At 75.5% G+C, this 4,290-nt stretch carries 1 protein-coding gene and 1 pseudogene; one reads left to right on the forward strand and one right to left on the reverse strand.

Annotated features, from left to right (window positions below; all coding sequences use genetic code 11):
- Positions 1 to 359: 359 nt before the first annotated feature.
- On the forward strand, positions 360 to 989 hold the full coding sequence (gene ribA, locus ACIQOV_RS29850; protein ID WP_387727691.1) for a GTP cyclohydrolase II: 630 nt from the start codon (positions 360 to 362) through the stop codon (positions 987 to 989).
- Between the two features lie 149 nt (positions 990 to 1,138).
- Here the strand turns inward: ribA and ACIQOV_RS29855 are convergent.
- Positions 1,139 to 4,290 (reverse strand): annotated as a pseudogene (locus ACIQOV_RS29855) (hypothetical protein); the annotation flags it as partial.

The raw sequence follows: 4,290 nt of genomic DNA on the forward strand, positions 1-4,290 counted from the left end.
CGCGGGTCAGCGGCATCTGGTCAGGACCCTTCCGTGGTCGTCGATGGGCGTGCGCGGTGTCCCGGCGGGCCTGAGGGACGTGCCCAGGAAACGCGGCAAGTCTCGCAGTGTCCACACCGCGGGTCCCGCACCATCCACATGCTGGAAGGCCTGGTGGGAACAGTCGGGACCGGTGGGGTGTTGTGCGCCTCCGCGGTCGATCCCCGCCCCATCGGCCCGGTAGTTGTTCAAATTGGAACTACCTAGTACGGTCGACCTCCGATCCACCGCGATCCGTCCGGACCGGTCGAACCCACCCGGTTCGTCCCGGTCCACCCCGGATTCGTCCCGGTCCACCCCCGATCCACGGAGGCCCACCCATGCCGCAGCCCGGCTCCGCCACGGTGCGCTCGCGTGTGCGCATCCCGCTGACCTTCCCCGACGGCTACCGCGCCGAGGCGGAGACCTTCACCTTCCACGGCCTCGCCGACGGTGCCGAGCACCTGGCGCTCGCGCTCGGCACGGTCCCCGAGGGCGGGACGCCGCTGGTGCGGCTGCACTCCGAGTGCCTGACCGGCGACGTCTTCGGCTCCGACCGCTGCGACTGCGGGCCGCAGCTGCGCGAGTCGGTGGAGCGGATCAGCGAGGCCGGCGGGTACCTGCTCTACCTGCGGCAGGAGGGCCGCGGCATCGGGCTCTACAACAAGCTGGACGCGTACGCCCTCCAGGACTCCGGCCTGGACACGTACGACGCCAACACCGCCCTCGGCCTGCCCGAGGACGGCCGGGACTACACCGCGGCCGCCCAGATGCTCGCCGCGCTCGGCGCCACGGGCATCGACCTGCTGAGCAACAACCCGGACAAGGCGGCGCAGCTGGCCGAGCTGGGGATCGTCGTGCGGCACCGGGTGCCGACGGGCGTGCACCTGTCGGCGAGCAACGTCCGCTACCTGCGAGCGAAGGTGGAGCGGACGGGACACTCGATCGAGCTCTCCCGACTGGTCGGCTGAGCGCCGGCAGAGAACGGGCCGCAGCGAACACGGAACAGGGAACACGGAACAGATGACGGATGACAGCTGACAGATTTCGAAATCTGTCAGCTGTCATCCGTCACTCGTCATCTGTCATCTGTCCGCTGCCAGCTGTCAGTCGTCGCCCCTCAGCTGCGCCCCGCCCGTCCCCGGACCGTCCGCAGCCCCCCGTACGCCGCCAGTGGCAGCATCACCAGCAGGGCGGCCCAGAAGGCCCCGTGCCCCCACAGCCCGGCGATCGACCTGAACGGCCCCTCGAACACCGGTATCCGCAGTGCCTCGACCGGTCCCAGCGGCCCGGGCCAGGCCCCCAGGAACAGGGTGGCCGGGACCCAGAGCGCGAACAGCCCCCGGGCGGTGGCCGGAGTCCCGAGGGCGCTCACCAGCGACACCACCGCCAGCAGCAGGACGAACCCGGCCTGGTAGGCCGCGCCGCTCTGTCCCGTCCCCCAGGAGCCGGGCGTCCGGTGCACCCCGGTGGCCGCGAGCCTGACCTCGACCGCCCCCCACAGCAGCAGCACCAGCACCGCCGTCGTCCCGAGCGCGAACCGCACCCGGTCGCGGGTCCCCGCGCCGCCCGTCCGCCACCGCCCGGACGGCGCGCTCCACACCCGTTCGCCGCCGGCGGCCCCGGGCGATTGCTCCGCGCTCCGCTCGTCCAGCCGCCGCCAGGCCGCCCGGACCTGGGTGCGTGCCTCCTGGGCGGGCTTCAGCAGCCGGTTGGAGGCCCGTTCCACCAGGACGAGCGAGACCACGATCGCCACCACCGCCGCGATGCCGGCCCAGCTCCCCATCCCGCCCTCGAACACGACCACCCGGTCGGCCACCGACTGCGGCGTCGCCGGCGCGGTCATCGGCGGCCCGAGCCGCAGGTAGCCGATGGCGAGGGCCCCGGCCCCGGTCAGCAGCGCCGTGCCGATGCCCACCCGGGCGGGGAAGAAGGCGATCACGGCGGCCGCCACGAGCCCCGCACCGAGCTGTCCGACCACCTGCCGGGCCGCGTGGTCGCCGGCGTTGCGCAGGTGTCCGCCGAAGGCGCCCGCGGGCGAGAGGTCGAGCTTGTCGCCCGCCTCGACCGGGTAGCGGAGCACCGCTCCCGCCCACAGCAGCAGTCCGAAGGCGAGGAGCAGCAGCAGGACCGCCCCGGCGCGGCGCGGCAGCGCGGCGCGGGCGTAGGGCCACCAGGCCGCCAGTCGGGCCCGCCGGTCCACCGGGGGCCGCCGGCGCCGGTTGTGCCACAGCCGGGCCACCCGCCCTTCCTGTCGTACCCCGGCCTCCGGCTCGGGCCGCTCGCGCTGCTCGGACCGTCCCCGGCCGCGCCGCCGCAGTGCCTCCGCCGCGATCAGGGCCGCCCGCCCGCCCGGCTGCGCCGGGTCGGCGCCCACCGCCCGGCGCCGCAGCGCGGACCAGCGGCGCCGCACCACGTCCCGGGCGGTGGCCGCCGCCGGGTCCGGCGCCGGCCTGCGGGCCGCCGCCCGTGCGGCGGTGCGGGCGCCCGCGTCCACCGCCAGCGCGCCGTCCACCACCGTGGCGGCCACCACGGCCGCGAGCTCGGACACCCGCTCGGGCAGCGGCAGCCGGTGCAGGGCGGCGGGCAGCGGCGAGAGCCGGCCGAGCAGCCGTGCGCGCTCCTCGGGCCGGATGCTCAGCCAGACCGCCTGCCGGTGCGCCTCTTCGCGTTCCTCGGGGCTGAGCCCGTCGCCGCCGCGCCGGCCGCCGCCGACGGTGCGCGCCAGCCGGTCCACCTCGGCCAGCACTTCCGGCAGTCCGGCCAGCGCGAGCAGCCGGGAGCAGTGCTCGCCCGCGCATTCGGGGTGGAAGCAGTCGTAGCGGGCGACCACGGTCGGCGCCCCGCCCCGGACCAGTTCGTCGATGAACTCGGCGCCGTCCGGTTCGGTGACGACGCGTTCCAGGCCGGTGGTGTCGATCGGGCGGTCGCGGTAGTGCGGGACGGTGCCCGGGGCGAAGGCGGCGCCCAGGGCGAGCACCGCGACCGCCGCCACGGACTCGCGCCGGGAGCCGGGCGCCCGGGCCACGTCGGAGAGGTAGTGCAGGTCGAAGACGGTGTCCTCGACCTCGTCCCGCAGCCAGTCGCGCACCCGTTCCGCTCCCCCGGTGGAGAGCCAGCGGGCCGCCGCGCCGGAGTTCTTGAGCAGCGCCTCGGTGAGCCGGACCGGGTCGGTGAACGGGTTGCCGAGGAAGGTGACCGGCCGGTGCGCCCGGGCCTGCGCCTGCGGCCGGCGGCGGATCACCTCGGGGGTGCCGCCGGCCAGCCAGCCGCGGACCTGCGGCGCGGTCCAGCGGTCCTCCGGCTTCTTGGTGAACAGCCCCTGGAGGAGCAGCAGTTGGCGCGGGTCGCGGACGGCTGAGAGGTCCACCTCCTCACCCATGACCAGTTCCAGTTCCAGCTCCTGGTCGGCCGGGCGCTCGCCGTCCGCGCCGATGAAGCGCGGGCGGCCGACGAACAGCTCGTACAGCACGTTGCCGAGCCCCCACCAGGGCCCGGCCTGGTGGTTCTTGCCGGCCAGCTGCTCGGGGGCCATGTAGGCGACGGTGACCATCATCGCGGAGGTGAACCGGCGGCTGTCGGTGAGCCGGTCGACGCCGCCGAAGTCGGCGATCACGAACTCCCCGGACCCGCTGCCGGGGCGCACCAGGATGTTGGCGGGCTTGAAGTCCAGCGGGTTGCGCTTGATCCGCTGCTGCCAGAAGTCGAGCAGGGCGACGAGCTCGTAGACGATCTGCTCGGCGGTCCGCCGGTCGCCGTGACCGCCCTCCCGCCACAGCCCGGCGACGTGCGCGGCGAGGGTGACCGGCAGGTACTCCATGGCCACCCAGTCCACCTGGGCGCCGTGGTGGCCGACCCGGCCGAAGTCGATCAGGTGCGGGACGTGCCGGCGGAAGCCGTCGTTGCGCAGGTGGGCGAGCAGGTCGTGGTCCATCGGGTGGCCGGCGACGGCCACCTTGACGGCCGCGTCACCGCCTCCGTCGGTGCGCCGGACGTACCAGACGGTGCCCTCGGAACCGGCCCCGGCCCGGCCCAGCGGGATGAAGCGGCCGCGCAGCGCGTCCGGGAAGGCGCCCTCGAACGGGCCGTCGGAGCCCGGGCGTCCGCCGGGGCCTCCGGCCGGAGCGGGACCGCCGGGCCCGATGCCGTCCTGCCAGGAGGGCGAGCCGCCTCCGCCTCCCGCCCCGGACCTGGGCCGGACGACCTCGGTGACCGCCTCCGGGTCGGCGCCGCCCGAATGTCCCGGGTACGTCGGACGCCCCGGCCGGCCCG

The sequence above is a fragment of the Kitasatospora sp. NPDC091257 genome (assembly GCF_044757675.1).
In the GTDB taxonomy this organism is placed as follows: Bacteria; Actinomycetota; Actinomycetes; order Streptomycetales; family Streptomycetaceae; genus Kitasatospora; species Kitasatospora lactacystinica.